The sequence below is a fragment of the Halosegnis marinus genome, from assembly GCF_029338355.1.
GTDB classification, from domain to species: Archaea; Halobacteriota; Halobacteria; order Halobacteriales; family Haloarculaceae; genus Halosegnis; species Halosegnis marinus.
In genome coordinates this window covers 2,291,608-2,316,056 of sequence record NZ_CP119802.1, presented here as the reverse complement: position 1 = coordinate 2,316,056, position 24,449 = coordinate 2,291,608, and the positions used below count along the sequence as shown (strand labels likewise).

The following is a 24,449-nucleotide window of genomic DNA, read 5'->3' as shown; positions in this document are numbered from 1 at the left end:
TCGAACGCGGGGGACAAAGAGGCCGGCCGTCCGCGCGGCGGAACTAAAACTGGTCGCGCTACTCGACGGCCGAGGCCGCGCGGACGAGGGTGCGCTCGTCGAACGCCTCGCCGACGAGCTGGAGCCCGACCGGTCCCTCCTCGGTCTCGCCGGCCGGAACCGAGATGGCCGGGAGGTTCGCGAGGTTCACCGGGACGGTGTTGGCGTCCGCGAGGTACATCTGCAGCGGGTCGTCGAGGCTCTCGCCCATCTCGAAGGGCGGCACGGGCATCGTCGGGGAGGCGAGCACGTCCGCCTCCTCGAACGCCTCCGCGAAGTCCCGCCGAACCCACGCGCGGGCGTCCTGCGCCTTCTTGTAGTACTTGTCGTGGTAGCCCGCGGAGAGCGCGTACGTCCCGAGCAGGACGCGGCGCTTGACCTCCTCGCCGAAGCCCGCCTCGCGGGCGGCGGCGAACGACTCGTTCCAGTTGCCCTCGTAGCCGCCGGAGACGCCGTAGCGGACGCCGTCGAACCGCGCGAGGTTCGACGAGGCCTCCGACATCGCGATGACGTAGTACGCCTGGACCGCGGTCTCCACGGAGGGGAGCGACACCTCGACCGTCTCGGCGCCCTGCGCGCGCAGGTCGTCGAGCGCCGCCTCGAACCGTTCGACGACGCCCTCGTCGGCGCCCTCGACGAGTTCGGTCGGGACGCCGACCGTGAGTCCCTCGACGTCGCCGTCGGCCGCGTCGGCGTACGCCGTCGTTTCCGGCTCCCGCGTCGTCGCGTCGTGCGGGTCCGGGCCGGCGATGACTTCGAGGAGTTCGGCCGTCGCCTCGACGGTCGGGCCGATGGGGCCGATCTGTTCGAGCGAGTTCGCGTACGCGACGAGGCCGTACCGCGACACCAGCCCGTAGGTGGGCTTGATGCCGACGACGCCACAGAAGGCGGCGGGACACCGGACGGAGCCGCCCGTGTCGGAGCCGAGCGCGAGGTCCGCCTCGCCCGCGGCCACGGCCGCGGCCGACCCGCCCGAGGAGCCGCCCGGAACACGGCCGGGCGCGGCGGGGTTCTCGGTCGGGCCGAACGCCGAGGTCTCGGTCGTCGTCCCCATCCCGAACTCGTCCATGTTCGTCTTGCCGGCGACAGTCGCCCCCGCCTCCTTCAGCCGGGTCACGACGGTCGCGTCGTACGGCGGGACGTAGCCGTCCAGCATCGCGGAGCCGCACGTGGTGGGAACGCCCTCGGTGGAGATGTTGTCCTTGACGGCGACGGACTTGCCGGACAGCGGCCCCTCGCCGGTCGGGGGTATCTCCTCGCGCGTGAGGAAGGCGTTCAGGTCGTCGTCCGCGCTCATGACACCTTCGGCCCCTTGAAGTAGCCGTCCTCCGTCTCCGGGGCGTTCGCGAGCGCCTCCTCCTGCGTGAGCCCCTCGCGGACCTCGTCGGGGCGGAACACGTTGTCGAGCTCCGCCTCGGGCTCGACCTCGGGCACCTCGTCGAGCGCCTCGAAGTACGCGAGGATGTCGTCGAACTGCGCGGCGAAGCGCTCGACCTCCTCGTCGTCGAGGTCGACGCGCGCCAACGAGGCGACGTGCTCGACCTCCTCGTGGTCTACCATACCGGGCGTGCCCGCGCGCCGGCATTGAGGGTTTCGATGGGGCCTGTTCCGGCCGAAGAGGCGGGGTTGCCCTAAACTTAAGTCGCTCGAAGACCAACATTAAGAGCGAACAGACGCGTTCTACTGCCCCGTATCCCCCACAATCACTAATGCCCGATACCAACGTCAGACGCTTCCAGCGCGCCGGAGAGGAGGAACAGGAGGAGGAACGCGAACGAACGGACGAGGTGACCTGCCCGGAGTGCGGCGGGAAGGTCGCGGCCGACGCCGAACACGGCGAGACGGTGTGTGAGGACTGCGGCCTCGTCATCGAGGAGGACAGCATCGACCGCGGGCCGGAGTGGCGCGCGTTCGACGCCGCGGAGAAGGACGAGAAGAGCCGCGTCGGCGCCCCGACGACCAACATGATGCACGACAAGGGGCTCTCGACGAACATCGGCTGGCAGGACAAGGACGCCTACGGCAATCAGCTCTCGAACCGCCAGCGCCAGAAGATGCAGCGGCTCCGCACCTGGAACGAGCGCTTCCGCACCCGTGACTCCAAGGAGCGCAACCTCAAGCAGGCGCTCGGGGAAATCGACCGCATGGCCTCCGCGCTCGGCCTGCCCGACAGCGTGCGCGAGACCTCCTCGGTCATCTACCGCCGCGCGCTCAACGAGAACCTCCTGCCCGGGCGTTCCATCGAGGGCGTCGCCACGGCGAGCCTCTACGCCGCCGCGCGGCAGGCCGGGACGCCGCGCTCGCTGGACGAGATCACGCAGGTCTCCCGCGTCGAGAAGGACGAGATCGCCCGTACCTACCGCTACGTCGTCCGCGAGCTCAACCTGGAGGTCGCGCCCGCCGACCCCGAGAGCTACGTTCCCCGGTTCGCCTCCGACCTCGACCTCTCCGACGAGTCCGAACGGCGCGCGCGCCAGCTGCTCAAGAGCGCGAAGGAGGCCGGCATACACTCCGGGAAGTCCCCGGTCGGGCTCGCGGCCGCGGCCGTCTACGCGGCCTCGCTCCTGACGAACGAGAAGGTGACCCAGTCGGACGTGAGCGAGGTCGCCAACATCTCCGAGGTCACCATCCGCAACCGCTACCACGAGCTGCTGGAGGCCGAGGACGGCATCACGACGTAACGGCCGACCCGCTTTTGCTCGCCGCGTTCCTACTCCCGCCGTGCCCCGGAGCTACGAGTACGTCTGTCCCGTCTGCGAGAACCGCGTGACACGGGAGTTCCGCGTCCCCTCGGTCGTCCGCACCTGCGAGAACGACTGCGGCTTCGACCACTACATCCGCGCGGACCTGCTGGAGAAGGTCGAGTCCGTCCCCGAGGAGGACCGTCCGGACGACTGGGAGGAGCTGGACAACGAGCGGCGGGTGTACGTCGCGCTCCGGGAGGGCGTCATCACGATACCGGACCTGCAGTAGCCCGTCGGCTTCCAGTTCCGCCGCGGTCGGGGGACGTTCATGTGTCCCGGCGACGACGGCCGGCCGTGGAAACGACACGCCACTTCACGGGCACCGTCTACGTGGTGAACGACGGCGCGACCGCCCTCCACGAGCACGCGAAACTCGGCCTCACCCTGCCGCCGGGCGGCCATGTGGACCGCGACGAACTCCCCCACGAGGCCGCCCTGCGCGAGGCCCGCGAGGAGACGGGGCTGGAGCCGACCCTGCTGTCGGACCACGGGTCGGGACCGGACGCCCCGGAGGGGGCGCCCGTCCCCCGGCCGCGAAGCCGGATGCTGTACGACATCGACACGTACGACGGCGAGGTGGCCCACCAGCACATCGACGACATCTACTACGCGACCGTCCCGAGCCGCGACATCGACCCGGCGCCGGGCGAACCGGACGCGAGCGCGTGGGCCTGGTACGACCGCGACGCCCTCGCCGCGAGCGACCTGCCGGCCGACGTGGTCGAGTTCGGGACGGCCGCTATCGAAGCGGCATCGAAAGCGCCGTAACGCGGTCGCTCCTGCCCCCGGTATGGAAACGACCCGTCACTTCGTCGCGACCGTCTACGTGGTGAACGACGGCGCGACCCTCCTGCACGAACACGAGCGGCTGGACATGTGGCTCCCGCCGGGCGGCCACATCGACCGCGACGAACTCCCCCACGAGGCCGCGCTCCGGGAGTGCCACGAGGAGACGGGCATCGAGGCCGACCTGGTCGCGGACTCCGGAGCGCTCGAAAGCGACACCGCCCGCTCGCTCCCCGAGCCCGCACACTTCCTGCTGGAGGACATCAACGTCCACGACGGCGAGGTCGGCCACCAGCACGTCGACTTCGTGTTCTACGGCGCGGCGGACACCCGGACGGTTGTCCCGGCGGGCGACGACGAGGCCGACCCGTCGCTGTGGGAGTGGTTTACACGCGAGGACCTCCGCGAGCGCGCCGACGACCTGCCCGACGACGTGGTGGAAGTCGGGCTGGCCGCCATCGCGGCGGTCGAGGGTCAGAACGGGTAGGTCAGCGCGCGGACCAGCCGGCGCCTGATGCCGCCGCCGAACTGCCGGAGGGAGATGCGCCACGGCGTGCGCTTGCCGACGACGGACGTGCGCCCCTCGCGGACCGCGTCGAGTATCGCCGTGACGGAGCGTTCCTCGGCGTCTATCTCGGTGACGGCCTGGCCGATCATCTCCGCGATGTGGGCATCCGACCCGGCCGTCATCGGGAGGTTCCGCGCCGCGGCGAACCGCTCGGCGGTGCGGTTCGACCGGCCGGTGAACAACCGGGAGTTGTACACCTCGATGGCGTCCGCGCCGGCGAGTTCCGCCTCCGAGATGTGGGGAGCGACGCCGTGGCGCGACCGCTGGAACGGGTGGGGAACGACGGCGATACCCCCCTGCGCGCGGATGCGGTCGAGCGTCTCCGTGAAGGGGAGGCCGGGCGGAATCAGCTCCTCGATGCCGAGCGCGAGGACGTGGCCGGCCTCGGTGGTGACCTCCATCCCCGGAATCCCGACGAGCCCGTAGTCGGCCGCGCGCTCGGCGGCCGCAAGGCTCGCGTCGATCTCGTCGTGGTCGGTGACCGCGAGCGCGTCCAGCCCGACCGCCTCCGCCTGCCCGAGCAACATATCGACGGGGTCGCGCCCGTCGTAGGAGAGCGACGAGTGACAGTGGAGCTCGGCCCGTAGCACACCTCGACGGAGAACCGGACGGGGGAAAAGCGCCCCGGTCCGGCGTGATAATCCACGACCGTGCATATGAAAAGGGATTTTACCCCGCCGAGACTGCACACGAGTGGATGACACTCGCGCCGTCGGACCGTGACCTCGTCGAGGAGGAACTCGGTCGCGACCCCACGCCCGCGGAGGAGGCACTGTTCGAGAACCTCTGGAGCGAACACTGCGCGTACCGCTCCTCCCGCCCGCTGCTCTCGGCGTTCACGAGCGAGGGCGAGGACGTGGTCGTCGGCCCGGGCGACGACGCCGCAGTCGTGCGCCTCGACGGCGACACCTACCTGACGATGGGCGTCGAGAGCCACAACCACCCGTCGTACGTGGACCCGTTCGACGGCGCGGCCACCGGCGTCGGCGGCATCGTCCGCGACACGCTCTCGATGGGGGCGTACCCCATCGCGCTCGCCGACTCGCTGTACTTCGGCGACTTCGACCGCGAACACTCCCGGTACCTCTTCGAGGGCGTCGTCGAGGGAATCAGTCACTACGGCAACTGCATCGGCGTCCCGACGGTGACCGGGAGCGTCGCCTTCCACGACGGCTACGAGGGGAATCCCCTCGTGAACGTGGCCTGTCTCGGCGTCGTCACCGAGGACCGCCTCGTCACCGCGGAGGCGCAGACCCCCGGAAACAAGCTCGTCCTCGTCGGCAACGCGACGGGGCGCGACGGCCTCGGCGGCGCCTCCTTCGCCAGCGAGGACCTCGCGGAGGACGCCGAGACGGAGGACCGCCCGGCCGTGCAGGTGGGCGACCCCTACGCCGAGAAGCTGCTCATCGAGGCGAACGAGGCGCTCGTGGACGAGGACCTCCTGCGCGCGGCCCGCGACCTCGGCGCAGCGGGCCTCGGGGGCGCCTCCTCCGAACTCGTCGCCAAGGGCGGGCTGGGTGCCGATATCGCCCTCGACCGCGTCCACCAGCGCGAGCCGAACATGAACGCGCTCGAGATACTCCTCGCGGAGTCGCAGGAGCGGATGTGTTACGAGGTCCGTCCCGAGGACGTCGAGCGCGTCCGCGCGGTGGCCGAGCGGTTCGACCTCGGCTGTTCCGTCATCGGGGAGGTGACCGAGGGGAACTACGTCTGCACCTTCGAGGGGGAGACGGTCGTAGACGCCCCGGCCGAGTACCTCGCCGACGGCGCGCCGATGAACGACCTCGACAGCGTCGAGCCCGAGCCGCAGGCGCGCGACCTGCCCGACGCGGACCTCGCGGCGGCGTTCGAGACCGTCGTCGCGCACCCGAACACCGCGTCGAAGCGCTGGGTGTACCGGCAGTACGACCACGAGGTCGGCAACCGGACCGCCAAGCGGCCCGGCGACGACGCGGCCCTGCTCGCGGTGCGCGAGACGGGACAGGGCGTCGCGCTCTCGTCGGGCGCGGACCCCAACTGGACGGACGCCGCGCCCTACGACGGGGCGCGCGCCGTCGCGCTGGAGAACGCCACGAACCTCGCCGCGGTCGGCGCGACGCCGCTCGCGGCCGTGGACTGTCTCAACGGCGGCAACCCGGAGAAGCCCGACGTGTATGGCGGCTTCCGCGCCGTCGTGGACGGACTCGCCGACATGTGCCGCGCGCTCGACCTCCCGGTCGTGGGCGGCAACGTCTCGCTGTACAACGACTCGGCCGCGGGGCCGGTCCCCCCGACGCCGACGCTCGCGGCCGTCGGCACCAAGGACGGATACGACGCGCCGGGCACGGCGCTCGCCGGCGACGCGACGCTGCTCCTCGTCGGCAGGCCCGCGGCCGCGCTCGGCGGGAGCCAGTACCTCGCCTCGCTGGGCGGCACGGACGCGTTCCCGGCGCTCCCCGACGACCCGCTCGCGGTCGTCGAGGCCGTCGCCGCCGTCGCCGACCACGGCGCGACGACCGCGCTCCACGACGTGAGCCACGGCGGCCTCGCGGCGACGCTCGCCGAGATGGTGACCGCCGACGCGGGCGCGGACGTGACGCTCGAGGGAGAAGGACTCCCGGCCGAACTGCTGTTCTCGGAACTGCCCGGGCGCGCGGTCGTGGAGACGACCGACCCCGAGGCCGTGCGCGAGGTCGTGGGCGACGCCGCGTCCGTGACGGAACTCGGGACGACGGACGCCTCGGGCGAACTCTCGGTCGCGGTCGGCGGAGAGGCGCTGTCGTACACGGCGGCCGAGGTGGCCGACCTTCGGAGCGTCATCGACCGCGAACTCGCCTGAGCCGGCGTACTGTTTTGACGGTTCGGTCCGTGGATGGCGTATGCGACCCCGCGGCGTCGCCGTGCTCGCCCTGCTCTGTGTCCTCGCCGGCTGTAGCTACGGCTACGCGGGCGCACCGACGACGCCCGCGCCCGAGCCGACGGCGACACCGACGCCGACCGCGACGGCCACGGCCGAACCGACCGCGACCCCCACACCCGACGGCGCCGAGGCGTACGAGTCGGGCGGCATCCGGGTCGAGGGGGGCAGTCTCCCGCTCGACGCGGGCGCGGTGTTCGACCGGACGGCGCGGGTCCTCGACAGCGACGCCGCCCCGCCGCGGCGCATCGTCGTGTTGGACGACGACGAGAGCCGCGACGGCGGACTGGCCGGCGCGAGCGAGCCGCCCTTCTTCCGGCTGTTCGGACTGGAGGCGCCCGAGACCGACGGCGGGGAGCCCGGCGTCGCGGCCTACGTCGCGGAGCCGACCACGGTGTACGTGAACGGTCGGCTGACGGCGGACCCCCGGCTGGAGCGCGTCCTCGCCCACGAGTACGTCCACGTCGTCCAGTTCCGCACCGGCGCGGTGCGGTCGGTCCGGGACGCGGTCGACCGGACCTTCGACGGACGGCTTGCCTCGCGGGCGACCATCGAGGGCGCGGCCGTCTTCGGCGCGGACACCTACTGGGACACCTACCTCGGCAACGGGACCAGCCCCGCGGCCGACTCGCTGGCGCTCTACGAGGGGACGACGGGCGCGGGGCGGCTCTCCGCCGCGCCGTACCGCTTCGGCTACCTGCACGCCGCCGCCCGCGTTGACGACCCCGCGAACCTCTCCGCCCTCTACCGCGACCCGCCGACGACGAGCGAACAGCTCCTCCACCCGAACGTCACGGAGGGGCCGGCGCGGTTGTCGGTGCGGGCCGCCGAGGACGAGTGGTACGCGTCCGTCTCCCGCCAGCGCTACGGCGAGGTGTTCGTCCGGGTCGCGCTCCGGGCCGGCGTGAACCGCTCCGCCGCGGCCCGCGCCGCGGCCGGCTGGGGCTCCGACGCGCGGATCGACTTCGTCAACCCGGCCCGCGAGCGGGGCTACGCGTGGGTGCTCCGGTTCGACGACGCGGCCAACGCCACCGAGTTCCGGGCCGTCGCGGAGGCGTGGCTGTCGGAGCGGGCGGAGTACGACGACGCGACGGGAACGTGGGTCGGGGAGGACGGCGAGTACCGGCTGGCGCGGGCCGACGACCGGACGGTCGTCTGGCTGGCGGGCGACGACGACTTCGTGGCGAACGCCTCCGTCGCGGTCACGAACGGGGAAGTGGGCGTCAAAGCGTGACCGACTCGCCGAGCCCCGCCTCGCGGGCCGCGTCGTACACGTAGCCGCCCGCGGCCGCGTCGAGGACCGCCGTTCCGACGCTCTTCACGAGGACCACCTCGTCGTCCCCCACCCGCTCCTCGCCGCCCGCGACGACCGCCGAGAAGGGGGTCGGCTCGCCGTGGTCGGCGGCGAGTAGGTCGCCCGTCTCGACCGCCTCCTCCGGCACGTCCGCATAGAGGCGCGCCGCGCGCTCCACGACCGCCGGGGGGAGCTCCTGTGTCTCCGCGGTGTACGCGCCGACGGCGACGACGAGCGTGCCGTCCGCGAGCGCGTCCGCCGGGAACGTCGGCGCGGTCGCGGTCGTCGCCGTGACGAGCACGTCCGCTCTCTCGACGGCCGTCCGAGCCGAACCGACCGCCCTTGCGTCGATGCCCTCGTCGCGGAGGTCGGCGGCACACGCCTCGCGGGAGTCGCTCGGGGAGTATATCCGGACGTCGGCCAGGTCCGTCGCCGCGGCTATCGCGCGTGTCTGCCAGCGCGCCTGTGCGCCGGCGCCGACGACGCCGAGGGTGACCGGCGCGTCCGCGAGGCGTGCGGCCGCCAGCCCGCCGATACAGCCGGTCCGGGCGTTCGTGATGCGCTCGCCGGCGAGCAGCGCGGCGGGGTCGCCCGTCGCGGCGTCGGTGAGGAGTATCTGGGCGTGTATCGTGGGGCGCTCCGGGGGGTTGTCGAGATGCACCGAGACGAGTTTGGTGGCGTAGGTGTCGTCGCCGTGGAGGTACGCGGGCATCGTCAGTCCGGTTCCGAGCGGTTCGTCGCCCGTGATGCCGGTCCCTATCGGGAAATGCGGGCGGTCGGGCCGTTCGACGGCGCCGCTGCCGTCGCGCTCGAAGGCGTCCGCGACGACGGGGAGGAGGTCGGCGAGGTCGAGCACCGCGGCCACGTCGCTGTCCGAACAGACGAGCATGGCGGCGAGAGGAGACGGGGGCGTTTGAATCTACGCCAGCAGGACCGGCACGGCGAAGACGACGGCCATGCCGAGCAGCGCGACCGCGAAGCCGATGGCGACCTCGCGGTTCGTGTAGTCGGACTGCGGGGCGGTCGTCCGCTCCGTGGCGTACTCGCTCTCGTGGCCGCCGCCGTCGTCGTGGGCGTCGTCGCTCATACCTCCGCCTTCGCGGCGGCGCACTTTGCAGTATCGGAACGCGGGCGTCGAAACCGTCAAAGCCGGCCCGGGAGTAGCGTCCGACAACGAATGACGCTCACGAAGCGTATCATCCCCTGTATCGACGTGGACCTGAACGACGAGGGCGAGGCCGCCGTCTACACGGGCGTCAACTTCGAGGACCTCGAGTACACCGGCGACCCCGTCGAGATGGCCAAGAAGTACAACGAGGCCGGCGCCGACGAGTTCGTCTTCCTCGACATCACGGCGAGCGCGGAGGGCCGCGAGACGATGCTCGACACCGTCTCGGCGGTCGCCGACGAGGTGTTCATCCCGCTCACCGTCGGGGGCGGTATCCGGACCGAGGAGGACGTCAAGGAGACGCTGCGGGCCGGCGCGGACAAGGTCTCCATCAACTCCGGGGCCATCGCCCGTCCCGAACTCATCAGCGAGGGCGCGCGGGCCTTCGGCAATCAGTGTATCGTCATCTCCGTGGACGCGCGCCGCCGGTTCGACGAGAAGGGCGACCACTACGTCGAGGTGGACGGCGAGTCCTGCTGGTTCGAGTGCACCGTGAAGGGCGGGCGCGAGGGAACGGGGCTCGACGTGGTGACGTGGGCCGAGGAGGCGGAGTCGCGGGGCGCGGGGGAGCTGTTCGTCAACAGCATCGACGCCGACGGCACGAAGGACGGCTACGACATCCCGCTCACGAGGGCGGTCTGTGACGCCGTCTCGACGCCCGTCATCGCGTCGTCGGGCTGTGGCGGCCCGGAGGACATGTACGAGGTGTTCACCGAGGCGGGCGCGGACGCCGGCCTCGCGGCCTCCATCTTCCACTTCGACGAGTACGGCATCGACGAGGTGAAGCGCTACCTCGACGAGCGGGGCGTCCCCGTCCGGCTGTAGCTCCCTCGCGTTCACTTCCGCCGCGCCCGGGCGAAAGTGAACGGAAGTGGTTCTTCAGCCCCCCTGGCGGCCCCTATCGGGGTGCTCGCGGCCGAGTCGTTTTACTTTCACTCCGCGCTAGCCGCCCCCTTTTGCCGGTAGCGTCCCGAGTACCGACGTGCCCGCACGGTCGCGTTCGGCGACCGCGCGCGGGCCGAGAGCACCCATGAAACGACACGCTCTCCCGATGAGCGGGCCGCATCCGGCCCTCGACCGCTACGGCCGTCTCGACCACTACTACTGGCGGTGTTCCGAGTGCGGCCTCGAAACGACGCGGCCCGCGCCGGGCCGTGCGACCGACCGCGACCGGAGGTGTCCGGCCTGTGACTGACGGCTCACCGAGCGGCGGCTGGCGCTCGGTGTACGCCGCGATGGGCGTCTCGACGGACCACGAGGCCCCGGCGTGTCCCGACTGCGGCGACGACACCGTTGAGGTCGCGACCGGCCGGTGGTGTCCGACCCACGGCGTCGTGGGGGCGTAGCCGACGCTGTGCGGGGCGAAAAACGATAGGAGAGGGAGTTACGCGGCGGCCTCGAACGCGTCGCGGAACGCGGTCGCCTTGTCCTTCACGTTGGCCGCGGCGGCCTCCAGCGCGTCCAGCGGCGCGGTCCCCGACTCCGTCTTGATGGAGAGGATGGGGTCCGTCTGGCCGCCCGACTGCTCGGGGTTCATGTCGTAGGTCGCCGCGGCGACCCCCTCGGTCTCCAGCAGCGCCCCCTTGAGGACGTTCATGAACGTGTGGTCCTCCCCGGCGATCTCGATGGAGAGCTCCGTTTCCTCGTTCTCGATGACGCGTAGGTCCATTACCGTCACGTACAGGAACGGCGGGGATGAAGGTTACGAACCGCGAGACCGCCGCCGAGGGGCGCGAGGGGTCACTCGGTCGCGACCATCGCGGCCGCACAGACGACCCCGCCGGCCATCGCGGCGGCGAGCGCGAGGAACGCCTCCCGGTAACCGACCGCGTCGGCGACGGCGCCGACGACCGTGGGCGAGACGGCGCCGACGCCCATCAGCAGCGTCCGGGCGATGCCGACGCCGCCGCCCCTGACCTCGTCGGGGAACGACGCGGCGAGGTAGGCGCCGCGGACGGGGCGGAAGCCGTGGCTCCCGACGCCGAGCAGGACGACGGCGCCGCCGAGCACGAGCCGTCCGTCGCCGGCACCGACGACGAGGCCCGCGAGCCCGACCGTCGCGACCGCGAGGGAGAGCGTCGAGGTGCGGAGCGTGCCGAGCCGGTCGGCGAGGTCGCCCGAGACGACCTGCACGACGCTGACGGCGAACAGCAGCGAGTAGAGCCCCGAGGCCGTCGCGGCGGCGAGCCCGCTCTCCACGAGGTACAGGGGAAGGAAGGCGACGACGCCGTTGTAGGCGAACGCGAAACACAGCGTCACGGCGACGAACAGCAGGAAGCGCGGACGCCGGAACGGCGGGAGGTACGACCGCACGTCCGTGGCGCGGACGGCGCTCGCGAGGCCGACGGTCGGCGCGTCGCCGCGCGGCACCCGGAGCGCGAGCGCGACAGTCAACAGCGCCCCCGCGAGGCCGGTCGCGACGAGGAGCCACGGCCAGCCGACCGAGGAGAGCGCGGCCACCACGAGCAGCGGCGCGACGACCCCGCCGGCCGTCCCCAGCGTGTCGAACGTGCCGAGCGCCCGGCCCGTTCGCTCGGGATAGAGCCGCGAGAGCAGCGACACGGAGACGGTCTTGTGGACGCCCGTGCCGACCCCGACGAGGAGCATCCCGGCGACGAGGACGGGCACGGAGGCGGGCAACAGGAAGAGGCCGCCCCCGAGCGCCGCGACGAGCGCGCCGGCGGCGACCACGCGGACGTCCTCGACGGTGTCGGCGAGCGCGCCGCTCGGGAACTGCATGAGCGCGTACAACAGCATCATGACGGTGTACGCCGCGCCGAGCAGGGTCGCGGAGAACGCCGGCGCCTCCCGGAGGGTCGGGAAGAGCGCGGGGAAGGTGTAGCGCAGCAGCTTCGCGACCAGCCACAGGCCGCCGACGATAGCGACCGGCTCGTACCGTCCGAGGACCGCGGTCGCGCGCCGGACACCCATCGGTCGGTCAACGGACAACGGCGTCAAAAGCCCGGCCATCCGACGGCGACTACCACCGCCCGGCGAATCGCCGTCGCACGTTTACGCCGGTAGCGGAAACGCCCGGAGAGACTAACATCGCTAAACGACGTCGCTGGAGTTAAGACGCGCGCGGCGTCACACCCGTCCGTATGAACGTGGACGACATCTCCCGTGTCACGGTGCTCGGCGCGGGGAACATGGGACACGGTATCACCGAGGTCGCCGCCATCGCGGGCTATCACGTCACGATGCGCGACATCGAGCAGGAACTCGTGGACGACGGCTACGAGTCCATCGAGTGGTCGCTCCAGAAGCTCTCGGAGAAGGGCCTGGTCGAGGAGGACCCCGACGCGGTGATGGACCGCATCGACACCGAGGTCGACCTCGAAACCGCCGTCTCGGACGCGGACCTCGTCATCGAGGCCGCCCCCGAGCAGATGGAACTGAAGAAGGAGATATTCGGCGACCTCGACGAGTTCACGCCCGAGGGGGCCATCCTCGCGTCGAACACCTCCTCGCTCTCCATCACGGAGATCGCGACCGCGACGGAGCGCCCCGAGCAGGTCGTCGGGATGCACTTCTTCAACCCGCCCGTGAAGATGGACCTCGTCGAGGTCATCTACGGCGCGGAGACGAGCGACGAGACGGCCGAGGCGACCTACGAGTTCGTCGAGTCCATCGGCAAGACGCCCATCTACGTCCGGAAGGACGTGAACGGTTTCGTCGTCAACAGCGTGCTCGGCCCGTTCGGGGACGAGGCCGGCTGGATGGTCTCCGAGGGCGCGGCGACCATCGAGGAGGTCGACGCCGCGATGGTCCACCGGCGCGGCTACCCGATGGGCCCGTTCGAGCTCGGCGATCTCACCGGCATCGACATCGGCTACCACGTCCGCAAGGAGGCGGGCAAGGACGTGCCGCCCGTCGTCCAGGAGAAGGTGGACGCGGGCGACCTCGGCCAGAAGACCGGCAAGGGGTACTACGACTACGAGGACGGCGAGGGCACCACCTACGAGGCGGGCCAGGGCGAGGACGTGGACACGCTCCGTATCGAGGCGCGCATCGTCAACGAGGCGGCGAAGCTCATCGGTAACGACGTCGCCACCGCGGAGGCCATCGACACCGGGATGCGCCTCGGCGCCGGCTTCCCCGAGGGGCCGTGCCGCCGCGCGGACAAGCTCGGGCTCGACACGGTGCTCGCGAAGCTTGAGGAGCTGTACGACGAGTACGGCCACGAGCGCTACGAGCCGTCCGAGCACCTCCGCGAACTGGTGGAGGCGGGCCACACCGGCGAGGACGCCGGGAAGGGCTTCTACGACTACGGCGGGAGCGACGGCGAGCGCCACTACGCCACCATCGAGCACTCGCTCTCGGAGGACGGCCTCCTGGAGATAACGCTCGACCGTCCCGAGCGGCTGAACGCGCTCAATCAGGACCTGATGGACGAGGTCGTCCACCTCCTGGAGACGACGGACGTCGACGACGTGCGCGCCGTCACCTTCGAGGGGACGGGCGACCGGGCGTTCTCCGCGGGCGCGGACATCACCGGCTTCGCCGGCATCGCGCCCCACGAGAAGGACGTCACCGAGTTCTTCCGGACGGTCGCGGAGTACCCGCGGCCGACGCTCGCCAAGATAGACGGCTTCTGTCTCGGCGGCGGGCACGAACTCGCGCTCGCGTGCGACCTCCGCATCGCAACCGAGGGCTCGGAGTTCGGCTTCCCGGAGATCAACCTCGGGCTCATCCCCGGCGGCGGCGGCACCCAGCGCGCCATCCGGATGCTCTCGGACGCCCGGGCGAAGGAACTCGTCTTCCGCGGCGAGCGCATCTCCGCGGAGCGCGCCGAGGAGTGGGGGCTCATCAACCGCGCCGTCTCCGACGAGGAGTTCGACGAGACGGTCGAGGCGTTCCTCGACGACCTCGTCGGCGGCGCGCCCATCGCGCTCCGGAAGGCGAAGCAGGTGATGAACGCCGGGCGCGACCAGGACATCGACGCCGGCCTCGAACTGGAGGCCCAGGCGTTCGGCCTGCTGCTCGGTACCGAGGACATGCAGGAGGGTGCGGCCGCGTTCATGGAGGACCGCGAGGCCGAGTTCGAGGGGAAGTGAGATGAGCGCCGGCGCGGAGCGCCACGAACGGCTGGCGAGCGAACTGGAGAGCCACGACCTGCTGTCGTGGCTCGACCTCTCCGTCGTCGAGATGGAGCGGGGCCGCGTCGTGTTCGCGCTCCCCTTCGACGAGAAGTTCGCCAACATCGCGTCGGGCACCGTCCACGGCGGCATCACCGCGACGGTCATCGACACGGCGTCGGGGTTCGCGCTCCGGACGACGTTCGACTCGCCCCGCGAGGCCGCGCTCACGACGACGGACCTCAACACGCGCTACGTGCGCCCCGCGACCGACGACCTGCGCGTCGAGGCCGAGGTGGTCCGCGCCGGCCGGACGATGGGCGTCACCGAGTGCGAGGTGACGAGCGTCCACGAGGGGGAACGGAAGGTCGTCGCCACCGGCGGGACGACCTACCGGCTGTTCAGGCAGGCGGACGGCGACGACCACCCGGCGGGCGTGAACGGAGGGGGAGCCGAGTGAGCGACGATACGGCCCCGGACAGCTACTTCGAGACGGTCGAGGAGGGCGACACCTCAACGACGAGCGGTCGCACCATCACCGAGGCCGACGTGGTGAACTTCGCCGGCGTGTCGGGCGACTTCAACCACCTCCACCTCGACGACGTGCGGATGGCCGAGTCGTCGTTCGGCCAGCGCATCGCCCACGGGATGCTCGTCCTCTCGGCGGCCACCGGGCTGCTGTGGCAGAACCGCACACAGGAGGAGCGGGAGGCCGTCGTCGCCTTCTACGGCATCGACCGGCTGCGCTTCCGCGCGCCGGTGTTCCTCGGCGAGCGCATCCACGTCGAAACGGAAGTGATAGGGACGGAGCGCAAGCCGGACGGCCCCGGCACGGGGACGGTCCGCTACGCGCTGGAGGTCGTGAAGAACGAGGACACCGTCGCCGTCTCCTGCGAGACGGTGTCGCTGCTGGAGTAGCCGGCGGCACGCTTTTTCCGCGGGGGGACGCACTACCGATGTGCTCTCGGCGTGGGACCTCCTGTTGGTCGTCGTCGGAGCGGCGGCGCTGTGGTACGGCGCCGAGCAGTTCGTCGCCGGGGCGGTGACGCTCGCCCGCCGGGTCGGCCTCTCGGACCTCGTCGTCGGTGTGGTCGTGGTCGGTATCGGTACCTCGCTGCCGGAGGTGGCCGCTTCGGTCGATGCCGCGCTCGCGGCGCGGGCCGACCTCGCGGTCGGCAATGCCGTCGGGTCGAACCTCGTGAACCTCGGCGTCGTGCTCGGCGCGACGGCGCTCGTCACGCCCGTCCGCGCCCGCCGCCCGCTCCGGCGCCGTGACGCGCCCGTGATGCTCGCGGCGACCGTCGCGGTCGCCCTCGCGCTGTGGGACCTCCGGCTCGGGCGGTGGGAGGGCCTGCTACTGCTCGCCGGCCTGGTCGGGTACCTCGTCGCGCTGCTCTCGGGGGACCGCGGTCGAACGCGGCGCGCGCGTACCGACACCGCGCCCGAACGGGACGGCCTCGGTCGCACGCGCGCCGTGTTCCTGACCGCCGGGGGGCTCGTCCTCGTCGTGCTCGGCGCGGACGTGCTCGTCCGCGGGGCCGTCGGCCTCGCGCTGGCCGCGGGCGTCTCCGAGTGGGTCGTCGGCGAGACGGTGGTCGCGCTCGGCACCTCCAGTCCCGAACTGGCGGCCGCGGTCGCCGCCGCGCGTGCCGGTTACCCGGAGCTGGCGGTCGGGAACGTCGTCGGCTCCTGCGTGTTCAACGCGCTCGCGGTCGTGGGACTCGTCGCGGTCCTCGCGCCGTCGTCGGTCACGCCCGCCGCGACGGCGACGGTGTGGTGGCTGGTGGGACTGACGGCACTGGTGACCGTTCTCCTGTTCACCGGGCGAAAACTGACGCGGGCGGAGGGCGGCGTCGCGGCCGCGGCTAACCTCGTTCGATGGGGGCTCGACCTGCTCTAGCGGTACGCGAGGGTCATGACCCACTGGCTGAAGCGGTCGGCGTTGGGGTCGGCCTCCTCGTCGCCGACGAACGGCGAGAGCATGTCCCCGGCCATCAGCAGCGAGAAGTCGAGCTCCTCGGCGTGGACGACCGGCTCGATGAAGTAGGTGTTGTGGCCCTCGTACAGCGTCTCCTCGCGCTCGACGTACCCTTTCTCCGCCAGCGACTCGGCGATGCGGCTCCCCTTCCGGGAGTCCACGTCCAGCTCCTTCCAGAAGTCGCTCTGGTGGATACCGCCCTCGCGCGCGATGAGTTCCATCGCCCGCTCCTCGTCGTCGGTGAGCTCCTCCGGCATACCCCCATCTGCGGGAGTGGCGCGTTTAAATCCTGCCGTCCGTCACAGCGCGTCCAGCGGCTCGTAGGGCGTCTCGCACGGTGGGCCCTCGGCGTGTCGCCACGCGCGCTCCGCCCCCAGTCGGACGAGGGAGGACGACTTCGTGCCGAAGCCGTCGCCGTGGATACAGACGCCGTACTCGTGGTCCGAGAGCACCTCGCCGCCCCGTGCCAGCCACGCGTCCGCGTCGGCCCCCTCGGCGGCCGCGGCGAGCGTGTCGAGCACCCGACGGTCGTTCGCCGCCTGCTCGCGGCCCACCTCGGGCCGTCGGTCGGGCACGAAGAAGGACTCGGTGCGCTGTGGCTCCGTCGCGCCCGCCGGCCCCGAGCGAACCCCACACCAGCCGGTGTTGCCGACGACGTAGACGCCCGGCGCGAGGTGAGCGACGGAGGTGTCGCGGTCGTGTTCGAACAGCAGCGCGCGCTCGGCGTCCGCGACGAGTAGGTGGAACGGCTCGTACGTCCGCGCGTCCAGTTCGTCGCGGACGAACCCCGCGGCGGCCGAGGCGTCGGGCCGGTCGAGCGCCTCGCGGACGAGTAGCCCGCGCGAGCGGTCGCCGTCGGTCACGGCGCGGGTCCAGCGGTTCGTCAGCGCGACGAAGACGCCGGCCTCGTTGTAGCCGAGCCACGTCCCGCCGGCCTCCTCGTCGCGGGGGGCGAAGACGCGCGGGTCGCCGTCGCGTATCGCGGGGGGCGACGAGGGTCGCGCCAGCGCCTCGTCGCGGTTCGCGGCCACCGCGAGGTGGTCGTCGAAGCGGCGCCACGCGAAGGTGAGCGTACACACGGTCCCCGGTAGCCGGGGCGCGGACAAAACCCTACGTGTCGCCGAACAGGTCCCGGGCCGCGGCGCGGTCCACGGTCCCCGAGGCGGTGCGGGGCAGGGCGTCGACGACGCGCCACGTCCGCGGGAGCTTGAACCCCGCGAGCCGCTCGCGGGCGAACGATTCGAGGGCGGCGGTGTCGTCCGCGCCGACGACGAGCGCCGCCACGCGCTGGCCGTAGCGGTCGTCCGGCAGGCCGAGGACGAACGCCTCCTCGACGTCGGGGTGGTCGCGGAGGACGCCCGCCACCTCGCCCGGGTCGACGTTCTCGCCGCCCGTGACGATGCGGTCGTCGAGGCGGTTGAGCACCCACAGCCGACCCTCGGTGTCGCGGTAGCCCGCGTCGCCGGTGTGGAAGCCGTGGGGACCGAACGCCTCGTCGGTCGCGTCCTCGTCGCCGTAGTAGCCCGGCGAGACGGTGCTCCCCGAGACGACGATCTCGCCCGGTTCCCCCGGCGGGAGCACGGTCCCCTCCCCGTCCGTCACCGTCACCTCGGTGAAGACGAGCGGGTGACCCACGGTACCGAGCGCCGCGGCCGTGTCGGCGGGGCGAGCGGTCGCTATCTGGGAGGCCGCCTCGGTCATCCCGTAGCTCGGGTGGAGGGGGACGCCGGCCTCGTTCGCGCGCTCGACCAGCGCGTCGGGCGTCGCCGCGCCGCCGACGAGGACGAACCGGAGGTCCGCGAGCGCGCCGTCATCCACATCGAGCAGGTCCCGAGCCATCGTCGGGACGACGGAGACGCCCGTGGCGTCGTGCTCGGACATCTCGGCGAGCGCGCGCTCCGGGTCGAAGCTTCCGGGCGTCCCGACGACCACGGCCGTCCCGTACAGCACCGACCGATAGACGGGGGCGAGCCCGCCCATGTGGTACATCGGGAGCGTGCAGTACCAGCGGTCGGCGGGGAGGACGCCGAGCCGCCACGACGACGCGGCCGCGGAGGCGAGCAGGTTCCCGGAGGTGAGTTCCACGAGCTTCGGACCGCCCGTCGTCCCCGAGGTGGCGACGAGCGCCTGCGCGCAGTCGCGGTCCCACGCGGGCACGTCGAACGTCGCCGGCTCGACGGCCGCGAGGTCGGTCGCGCCGTGTGCGGGGTCGTCGAGCGTCGCCACGGGTCCGTCGAACGACTCGACGGCGGCGGCCTCGGTGTCGGCCTCGCAGACCAGCGCGTCCACGTCCGCGCGGCCGGCCGTCTCGCGCAGTTCGGCCGCGGTGTAGCGCGCGTTCAGCGGGACGAGGACGGCGCCGACCCGTGCGGCCGCGTGGACGAGTTCGAGGAAGGCCGGGCGCGTCCCGGCGACGACGCCGAGGTGGTCGTCCACGCCCACCCCGAGCGCGGAGAGCCGGCCGGCGAGCTCCTCGACGCGGGCGTCGAGCGCGCCGTAAGTCGTCGCCCGCCCGGTCCGCGCGTCCACGAGCGCGGTCCGCGTCGGGGTCGCCCCGGCCCGCAGGGCCAGCCAGTCACGCATAGTCCGCCGGTGAGGTCGCCCCGGTATTTCCCTCTTTCTGTGGGACGCGGGCGCGGCCGCTCTCCACCGGCGCCGGGTCCGGGTCGAAGTCCGCGGCGAGCAGGTCGCCGGTGGCGAGCCCGCAGGCGCGCACCCCGGGGAGCGCGGCCGCGACATGGACCGCGGCGGCGCGCGCGACGGCCCCGTCGATGGTCGTGGTGACCACCGGGTCGATGCCCGCGCCGCGGGCGAGGACGGCCGCTTCGAGGGCTACGTCGGGGCCGCCCATCGCCATCGGCTTGAGAATCCAGGTGTCCGCCGCGCCCGCGTCGAGGGCGGCGTCGACCCCGTGCTCGTAGAGTCCCTCGTCGAGCGCGACCCCGGTCTCGTGGCGTCGGAGGTCGGCGTGACCGGCGAGGTCACCCGCCGGAAGCGGCTGCTCGACGTACGCAACGTCGAGCGCGTCGAGCGCGGCGAACGCCTCCGCGGCCTCGGCCCGGGTCCACGCGCCGTTCGCGTCGAGACGGAGTTCAACGTCGGGACAGGCGTCGCGGACGGCACGCACTCGGTCGAGGTCCGTACCGAGCGGCCGTGCGCCGACCTTCAGTTTCACCGCCGGGAAGCCGGCGTCGACCGAATCGCGGACGCGTTCGACCGCTGTCTCGGTCGCGGCGTCCCCGACGGTCGCGTTGACGGGCACGGACTCGACGCGTTCGTCCCTCCCGAAGTGGCGATAGAGCGGGAGGCCGGCGTCGCGGGCCGCCCCGTCCAGGAGCGCCAGCGAGACGCCGTGGCGCGCGGCCGGCGGCAGGGTATCGAGTTCGCCCCCGTCGGCGGATTCGAGCGCCGCCCGACACTCGTCGAGCGACTCCGTCCAGCCGGGGAGCGGGCAGGCTTCGCCGAGGCCGGGCGCCGGCGCGTCGATACCGACGAGGAAGCCCTCGCGCTCGGTGATGTCGCCCGCGGCGGTGGCGAGCGGCTCCGCGAGCGGGAGCGAGAAGTAGTCGGCGTTCATGCGACCGCCAGCCCGACGGCGAAGAGGGCGCTGTGGGCGAAGAGGAGCTTTCCGGTCGTCTCCAGCGCGGGGTTGAGCGCCGCGCCGCCCGTCTCCGTCGCGACCGTTCGCAGGAGCCGAACGGCGAGCGGCGCGGTGGCGAGCGGGAGCAGCGTCGCGGGCCCGGAGCCGGTGAGCGTGAACACCACCGGGACGACGTAGGCCATCCCGAGCAGCAGCAGGAACTCGACGCGCGACCAGCGGTAGCCGAGCAGGACCGCGAGCGTGCGCTTGCCGGCCTTCGCGTCCGTCTCGCGGTCGCGGATGTTGTTCACGACGAGGATGCACGTCGAGAGCCCCGCGGCCGGGAGCGCGGCGACGACGGCCGCGAGCGGGACGAGGTCGAGCGGCGCCGTGAGCGCGGGGATACCGGCGAGGTCAGCGGCGGCCTGCACGTAGTAGGTGCCCGTCACGGCGACGAGGCCGAAGAAGACGAAGACGAACACGTCGCCGAGGCCCCGGTAGCCGTACGGGGCCGGCCCCCCGGTGTAGGCGATACCGGCGGCGACGGAGGCGAGGCCGACGACGACGATTGCCGGGCCGCCGACCCACACGAGATAGGTACCGAGCAGTATCGCCGCGGCGAAGGTGGCGTACATCGCGCGCTTGACGCTCGGGGGCGCGATGAGTCCGCCCGCGGTGACCCGGGTGAACCCCTCGCGCTCCTCGGTGTCCGCGCCGCGGACGGCGTCGTAGTAGTCGTTGGCGAAGTTCGTGCCCACTTGGAGCAGCAGCGCGCCGACGAGCGCGGCCAGCGCCGGCAGCGCCGCGAACTCGCCCGCGCCGTAGGCCAGCCCCGTCCCGACGACGACGGGCGCGGCCCCCGCCGGCAGGGTCTGCGGGCGCGCGGCCATCACCCACGCTCGCGTCCGCGACACGTCGGCTGTCTCGGTCATTACGCGGCGTTGGCGTGGCCGCGACTAAGCGGCTGTGGTTGGCGAACAGCCGGCCCGACCGCGCCGCGACGGGTGGGCCGGACTCCCGCGTCGGCCCGCCGCGGCACCGCTCACGTCACCCGCCGGCTGGTGCCGGCATCGCACTTGAATCCTCACTACGGCGCGCGCTGACCGCGCGGTGTGCGCGGTCAGCGACGTGCGAGGGGCGAGCGACTGAAAGGAGCGAGTCGGCTGGGGAGGTATGTGGGCGGGGCGGTCGCGGGACGGTACTCATAGAACCGCGTGAGAAGGACGTTCCTGAGGCAGTGGCTGAAGACGACGGGCGCGAGCAGGGCGCTCGCCGTGACTGACTCCGATACGATAACGGCGAACCCAACGCTCGGAACTACTCGAAAAAGAACCGCGAGAACGGGGACTCCTACCGGTGCGCGTCGAGCAGGTCGTACGACCGCTTCCACTCGTGGTCGTCGTCGAAGTACTGCTCCGCGATGGGGTCCTCCGGCATCGCGCCGGTCGCGATTTTCTCCTCGTGGTAGCTCCGGCGGTCCTCCTGCTTGAAGTAGCGCCCGGTGAGCACCTTCCCGTCCCACAGCGCCGACTCCGTCTCGTACATCGCGTCCGCGGCCTCGCGCCGGTCCGTGATATCGAAGTCGTACTCCTCGTTCTGCTGGATGTCGATGTAGGGGACGTACTGCCGGGCGTCCTTGTTCCACGTGGGACACTGCGTGAGGAAGTCCACGTGCGAGAAGCCGTCGTGCTGGATGGCCTCGACGAGTATCTCCTTCGCCTGGTTCGGGTTCACGGCGGCCGTGCGGGCGACGTACGAGGCGCCCGCGGAGAGGCTCATCGAGAGCGGCCGGAGGGGGTCCTTCGCGGAGCCCTGCGGCTGGGTCTTCGACTTGTGACCCTTCGGGCTCGTCGGGGAGGTCTGTCCCTTCGTCAGCCCGAATATCTCGTTGTTGAACACGATGTAGGTCATGTCGTGGTTCTCCCGCGCGCTGTGCATGAAGTGGTTCCCGCCGATGCCGTAGCCGTCGCCGTCGCCGCCGGCCGCGATGACGGTGAGTTCGGGGTTGGCGAGCTTCGCGGCCCGCGCGAGCGGGAGCGAGCGGCCGTGGATGGAGTGGAACCCGTAGCTCTCGAAGTACGAGGAGAGCTTGCCCGAGCAGCCGATGCCCGTGACGAGCAGTATCTCCTCGGGGTCGAGCCCCAACTCGGCCGCGGCACCCTTCAGCGCCTTCAGGACGCCGAAGTCGCCACAGCCCGGACACCACGTCGCCTGCGGCTCGATCTCCGGCGTGAACTCGTTCTGGTCGACCTCGCGTTCCTGTCCGATAGCGTTGAATGCGCTCATTGTCAGTCACCTGCGGCGGGCTGGAACCGAGCGGTGGTCCGCTCGAACGACCCGTCCGTTATCGTCGCTTCGAACCCCTCGACGATCTCCGCCGGCTCGAAGGGGTTCCCGTTGTACTTCAGCAGGCTCGCCATCTTCGGGCCGAAGCGGCCCAGCTCCTTCTGGACGAGCCCGCGGAACTGTTCGGAGGTGTTCATCTCGACGACGAGACACCGGTCGACGGATTCGAGGAACTCCGTCAGTTCGGCCTCCGGGAACGGCATCATGTCGGAGACGCCGAGCGCCTTCACGTCGTGGCCCGCGTCGCGCAGACGGTCGACGGCCTCCTCGACGGTTCCCTGCTGGCTCCCGTAGGTCATGACGCCGTAGGTGGCGTCCTCCGGCCCGTGGAGCGTCTGGTGGCTCGTCTCGGAGTCCAGTTCCTCACGGATGTGCTCCATCTTTCGGAGCCGACGGTCCATCTGGGCGACCCGGTTCTCCGGGTCCTCCGAGATATGCCCCTCCGGGGTGTGTTCGTTCCCCGACGCGAGGAAGCGGCCGCCGCGCTGGCCCGGAATCGACCGGGGCGAGACGCCGTTCTCGGGGTCGTGGCGGAACCGCTGGAACTTGCCCGACGCGTGGTGGGCGGCCTCCTCCAGTTCCTCCTCCGTGAGGGTCGCGCCGAGGTCCGGGGTCGGCTCCTCGTCGAAGAACGCCGCGTCGACGTTGCGGAGTTCGCCCGAGAGCTTCTGGTCGTAGAGGACGATGGCCGGGATGTGGTAGCCGTAGGCGATCTGGAACGCCTTTCGCGTCTGGGTGTACGCCTCCTGGACGTTGCCCGGCGCGAAGACGACGCGGTTGGAGTCGCCCTGGCTCGTGTAGAGGACGTGTTCGAGGTCGCCCTGTTCCGGCTTCGTCGGCATCCCGGTCGAGAGCCCCGCGCGGGCCGCCTCAACGAGGACGATGGGCGTCTCGGTCATCTCCGCGAGGCCGAGCGGTTCGGACATCAGCGCGAAGCCGCCGCCCGACGACCCGGACATGGCCTTCACGCCCGCGTGTGAGGCGCCGATGGCGAGCGTCGCCGCGGCGATCTCGTCCTCCACCTGCTCGGCGACGCCGCCGAAGTCGGGGAGGTGCTGGCTCATCAGCGTGAACACCTCCGTCCACGGCGTCATGGGGTAGCCGGCGATGAAGCGGCAGCCCTCGTCGAGCGCGCCGTAGGCGATGGCGTTCGACCCGGAGAGCAGGACCTGGTCGCTCTCGTGGTCGTTCTCGGGGACGACGATGTCGTGGTCGTGGTCCATCGCGGCCACCTGCTCGTACGCGTCCGTGAGGACCTCGTAGTTCGCCTCGTACACCTCCTCGGGCATCCCCTCCTGCATCAGTTCGTCGAAGTAGGAGAGGTCGAGGTCGAGCAGGGCGGCCGTCGCGCCGACGCCCGCGGTGTTGCGCATGACCTCGCGGCCGTGCTCCTTGGCGATGGCGCGCAGGTCGAGCGGGTAGACGTGCCAGTCGTTCGCCTCGGCGCGCTCGTCGAAGTCGTCGGGGAGGTCCTCGTCGTCGAGGAGGCCCGAGTCGTAGACGATGATGCCGCCCTCGCGGAGGTCGTCGAGGTTCTCCGTCAGCGGCTTCACCTCCTCCTTCCCGTAGTACGCCTCCTCCTTGGGGTTGCGCGCGAAGGAGTCGCCCAGCGAGAGCAGGAAGTTGTAGCCGTCGCCGCGCGACTTCGTCGGTTCGTCGCGGGCGCGTACCTCCACGTACGTGTGGCCGCCGCGGATACGCGACGGGTAGTGTCTGTGTGTGAACACGTGCAACCCCGCACGCATCAGCGCCTTCGTGAAGTTCTGGCTCGTCGAGTCGATTCCGTCGCCGGAACCGCCCGCGATTCGCCAGACGAGTTCGTTTGCTGTCATGGTAGGACCGGCGCGTGGCGAACGCCTTGTACGAACTCGGTCGGCCCCGAGCAAAAGGGTTTGTGAGTTGTTAGCAAGGATTAATAATGATAAAGGTGTATTAACCGTTGTAAACACGGCCGTCGACCCGCGCGACCGAC

At 71.5% G+C, this 24,449-nt stretch carries 27 protein-coding genes; 13 read left to right on the top strand and 14 right to left on the bottom strand.

Annotation, left to right across the window (positions count from 1 at the left end):
- Positions 1-58: 58 nt before the first annotated feature.
- Positions 59-1,336 carry an Asp-tRNA(Asn)/Glu-tRNA(Gln) amidotransferase subunit GatA gene (gene gatA, locus P2T37_RS12880; RefSeq protein WP_276234363.1) on the bottom strand — a complete coding sequence of 426 codons (1,278 nt, stop codon included), beginning with the start codon at positions 1,334-1,336 and terminating at the stop codon, positions 59-61.
- Positions 1,333-1,599 (bottom strand): Asp-tRNA(Asn)/Glu-tRNA(Gln) amidotransferase subunit GatC, encoded by a 267-nt coding sequence (gene gatC, locus P2T37_RS12875; RefSeq protein ID WP_276234362.1) that lies wholly within the window; start codon positions 1,597-1,599, stop codon positions 1,333-1,335. The genes gatA and gatC overlap by 4 nt, the downstream gene beginning before the upstream one ends.
- A 149-nt stretch (positions 1,600-1,748) precedes the next feature.
- On the opposite strand from gatC, the gene P2T37_RS12870 reads away from it, so the two are divergent.
- From P2T37_RS12870 to P2T37_RS12855, 4 genes are all read left to right on the top strand, one after another.
- Positions 1,749-2,720: a transcription initiation factor IIB gene (locus tag P2T37_RS12870; protein WP_276234361.1), complete on the top strand. Its 972-nt coding sequence runs from the start codon at positions 1,749-1,751 to the stop codon at positions 2,718-2,720.
- A 40-nt stretch (positions 2,721-2,760) separates the two neighbouring features.
- Complete coding sequence (locus P2T37_RS12865) at positions 2,761-3,012, top strand: hypothetical protein (protein ID WP_276234360.1); 252 nt, start codon at positions 2,761-2,763, stop codon at positions 3,010-3,012.
- A 65-nt stretch (positions 3,013-3,077) separates the two neighbouring features.
- Positions 3,078-3,551, top strand: a complete 474-nt coding sequence (locus tag P2T37_RS12860; RefSeq protein WP_276234358.1) for an NUDIX hydrolase — start codon at positions 3,078-3,080, stop codon at positions 3,549-3,551.
- 22 nt (positions 3,552-3,573) lie between these two features.
- The gene (locus P2T37_RS12855; RefSeq protein WP_276234357.1) at positions 3,574-4,056 is read left to right on the top strand and encodes an NUDIX hydrolase; all 483 of its coding nucleotides are present in this window, start codon (positions 3,574-3,576) and stop codon (positions 4,054-4,056) included.
- Here the strand turns inward: P2T37_RS12855 and P2T37_RS12850 are convergent.
- Entirely contained in the window at positions 4,044-4,727 is a 684-nt protein-coding gene (locus P2T37_RS12850; RefSeq protein ID WP_276234356.1) for a PHP domain-containing protein, read from the bottom strand. The genes P2T37_RS12855 and P2T37_RS12850 overlap by 13 nt on opposite strands.
- A gap of 107 nt (positions 4,728-4,834) precedes the next feature.
- Between P2T37_RS12850 and purL the strand changes: the two genes are divergently transcribed.
- The gene (gene purL, locus P2T37_RS12845) at positions 4,835-6,955 is read left to right on the top strand and encodes a phosphoribosylformylglycinamidine synthase subunit PurL (RefSeq protein ID WP_276234354.1); all 2,121 of its coding nucleotides are present in this window, start codon (positions 4,835-4,837) and stop codon (positions 6,953-6,955) included.
- A 40-nt stretch (positions 6,956-6,995) separates the two neighbouring features.
- On the top strand, positions 6,996-8,267 hold the full coding sequence (locus tag P2T37_RS12840) for a hypothetical protein (RefSeq protein ID WP_276234353.1): 1,272 nt from the start codon (positions 6,996-6,998) through the stop codon (positions 8,265-8,267).
- Here the strand turns inward: P2T37_RS12840 and P2T37_RS12835 are convergent.
- On the bottom strand, positions 8,257-9,216 hold the full coding sequence (locus P2T37_RS12835) for an ornithine cyclodeaminase family protein (RefSeq protein WP_276234352.1): 960 nt from the start codon (positions 9,214-9,216) through the stop codon (positions 8,257-8,259). The genes P2T37_RS12840 and P2T37_RS12835 overlap by 11 nt on opposite strands.
- 30 nt (positions 9,217-9,246) lie before the next feature.
- Positions 9,247-9,414, bottom strand: coding sequence for a DUF7550 family protein (locus P2T37_RS12830; protein WP_276234351.1), 168 nt, complete (start codon positions 9,412-9,414; stop codon positions 9,247-9,249).
- 90 nt (positions 9,415-9,504) lie between these two features.
- Between P2T37_RS12830 and hisF the strand changes: the two genes are divergently transcribed.
- The 3 genes from hisF to P2T37_RS12815 all read left to right on the top strand — a co-directional run bounded on the left by hisF (position 9,505) and on the right by P2T37_RS12815 (position 10,841).
- Entirely contained in the window at positions 9,505-10,320 is an 816-nt protein-coding gene (hisF, locus tag P2T37_RS12825; protein WP_276234350.1) for an imidazole glycerol phosphate synthase subunit HisF, read from the top strand.
- A gap of 205 nt (positions 10,321-10,525) precedes the next feature.
- Entirely contained in the window at positions 10,526-10,690 is a 165-nt protein-coding gene (locus P2T37_RS12820; protein ID WP_276234349.1) for a DUF8118 domain-containing protein, read from the top strand.
- On the top strand, positions 10,683-10,841 hold the full coding sequence (locus tag P2T37_RS12815) for a hypothetical protein (RefSeq protein WP_276234348.1): 159 nt from the start codon (positions 10,683-10,685) through the stop codon (positions 10,839-10,841). Before P2T37_RS12820 ends, P2T37_RS12815 begins: the two co-directional genes overlap by 8 nt.
- A 38-nt stretch (positions 10,842-10,879) precedes the next feature.
- On the opposite strand, the gene P2T37_RS12810 is transcribed toward P2T37_RS12815, so the two are convergent.
- Positions 10,880-11,164, bottom strand: a complete 285-nt coding sequence (locus P2T37_RS12810; protein WP_276234347.1) for a DNA-directed RNA polymerase subunit L — start codon at positions 11,162-11,164, stop codon at positions 10,880-10,882.
- Positions 11,165-11,235: 71 nt separating this feature from the next.
- Positions 11,236-12,426 carry an MFS transporter gene (locus P2T37_RS12805; protein WP_276234346.1) on the bottom strand — a complete coding sequence of 397 codons (1,191 nt, stop codon included), beginning with the start codon at positions 12,424-12,426 and terminating at the stop codon, positions 11,236-11,238.
- Between the two features lie 170 nt (positions 12,427-12,596).
- Here P2T37_RS12805 and P2T37_RS12800 point away from each other — a divergent pair, with 170 nt between their 5' ends.
- The 4 genes from P2T37_RS12800 to P2T37_RS12785 are packed head-to-tail and all read left to right on the top strand — an operon-like array spanning position 12,597 to position 16,473.
- Positions 12,597-14,552 (top strand): 3-hydroxyacyl-CoA dehydrogenase/enoyl-CoA hydratase family protein, encoded by a 1,956-nt coding sequence (locus P2T37_RS12800; protein WP_276234345.1) that lies wholly within the window; start codon positions 12,597-12,599, stop codon positions 14,550-14,552.
- 1 nt (position 14,553) lies between these two features.
- Positions 14,554-15,033, top strand: a complete 480-nt coding sequence (locus tag P2T37_RS12795) for a PaaI family thioesterase (protein ID WP_276234344.1) — start codon at positions 14,554-14,556, stop codon at positions 15,031-15,033.
- Complete coding sequence (locus tag P2T37_RS12790) at positions 15,030-15,491, top strand: MaoC/PaaZ C-terminal domain-containing protein (protein ID WP_276234343.1); 462 nt, start codon at positions 15,030-15,032, stop codon at positions 15,489-15,491. Before P2T37_RS12795 ends, P2T37_RS12790 begins: the two co-directional genes overlap by 4 nt.
- A 40-nt stretch (positions 15,492-15,531) precedes the next feature.
- Positions 15,532-16,473 (top strand): calcium/sodium antiporter, encoded by a 942-nt coding sequence (locus P2T37_RS12785; RefSeq protein ID WP_276234342.1) that lies wholly within the window; start codon positions 15,532-15,534, stop codon positions 16,471-16,473.
- Here the strand turns inward: P2T37_RS12785 and P2T37_RS12780 are convergent.
- From P2T37_RS12780 to P2T37_RS12750, 7 genes are all read right to left on the bottom strand, one after another.
- Positions 16,470-16,808 (bottom strand): helix-turn-helix transcriptional regulator, encoded by a 339-nt coding sequence (locus P2T37_RS12780; RefSeq protein ID WP_276234341.1) that lies wholly within the window; start codon positions 16,806-16,808, stop codon positions 16,470-16,472. The two genes, P2T37_RS12785 and P2T37_RS12780, sit on opposite strands and share 4 nt — an antisense overlap.
- Before the next feature lie 42 nt (positions 16,809-16,850).
- Positions 16,851-17,630: an NRDE family protein gene (locus tag P2T37_RS12775; RefSeq protein ID WP_276234340.1), complete on the bottom strand. Its 780-nt coding sequence runs from the start codon at positions 17,628-17,630 to the stop codon at positions 16,851-16,853.
- Positions 17,631-17,661: 31 nt separating this feature from the next.
- A complete protein-coding gene (locus P2T37_RS12770) occupies positions 17,662-19,134 on the bottom strand; it encodes a class I adenylate-forming enzyme family protein (protein WP_276234339.1) in 1,473 nt (490 codons plus the stop codon).
- Positions 19,127-20,128, bottom strand: coding sequence for a mandelate racemase/muconate lactonizing enzyme family protein (locus tag P2T37_RS12765; protein ID WP_276234338.1), 1,002 nt, complete (start codon positions 20,126-20,128; stop codon positions 19,127-19,129). Before P2T37_RS12765 ends, P2T37_RS12770 begins: the two co-directional genes overlap by 8 nt.
- Positions 20,125-21,063 carry a 1,4-dihydroxy-2-naphthoate polyprenyltransferase gene (locus P2T37_RS12760; RefSeq protein ID WP_276234337.1) on the bottom strand — a complete coding sequence of 313 codons (939 nt, stop codon included), beginning with the start codon at positions 21,061-21,063 and terminating at the stop codon, positions 20,125-20,127. Before P2T37_RS12760 ends, P2T37_RS12765 begins: the two co-directional genes overlap by 4 nt.
- Before the next feature lie 418 nt (positions 21,064-21,481).
- Positions 21,482-22,417, bottom strand: a complete 936-nt coding sequence (locus P2T37_RS12755; RefSeq protein WP_276234336.1) for a thiamine pyrophosphate-dependent enzyme — start codon at positions 22,415-22,417, stop codon at positions 21,482-21,484.
- A 2-nt stretch (positions 22,418-22,419) separates the two neighbouring features.
- Positions 22,420-24,309, bottom strand: a complete 1,890-nt coding sequence (locus P2T37_RS12750) for a 2-oxoacid:acceptor oxidoreductase subunit alpha (protein WP_276234335.1) — start codon at positions 24,307-24,309, stop codon at positions 22,420-22,422.
- Positions 24,310-24,449: the final 140 nt, after the last annotated feature.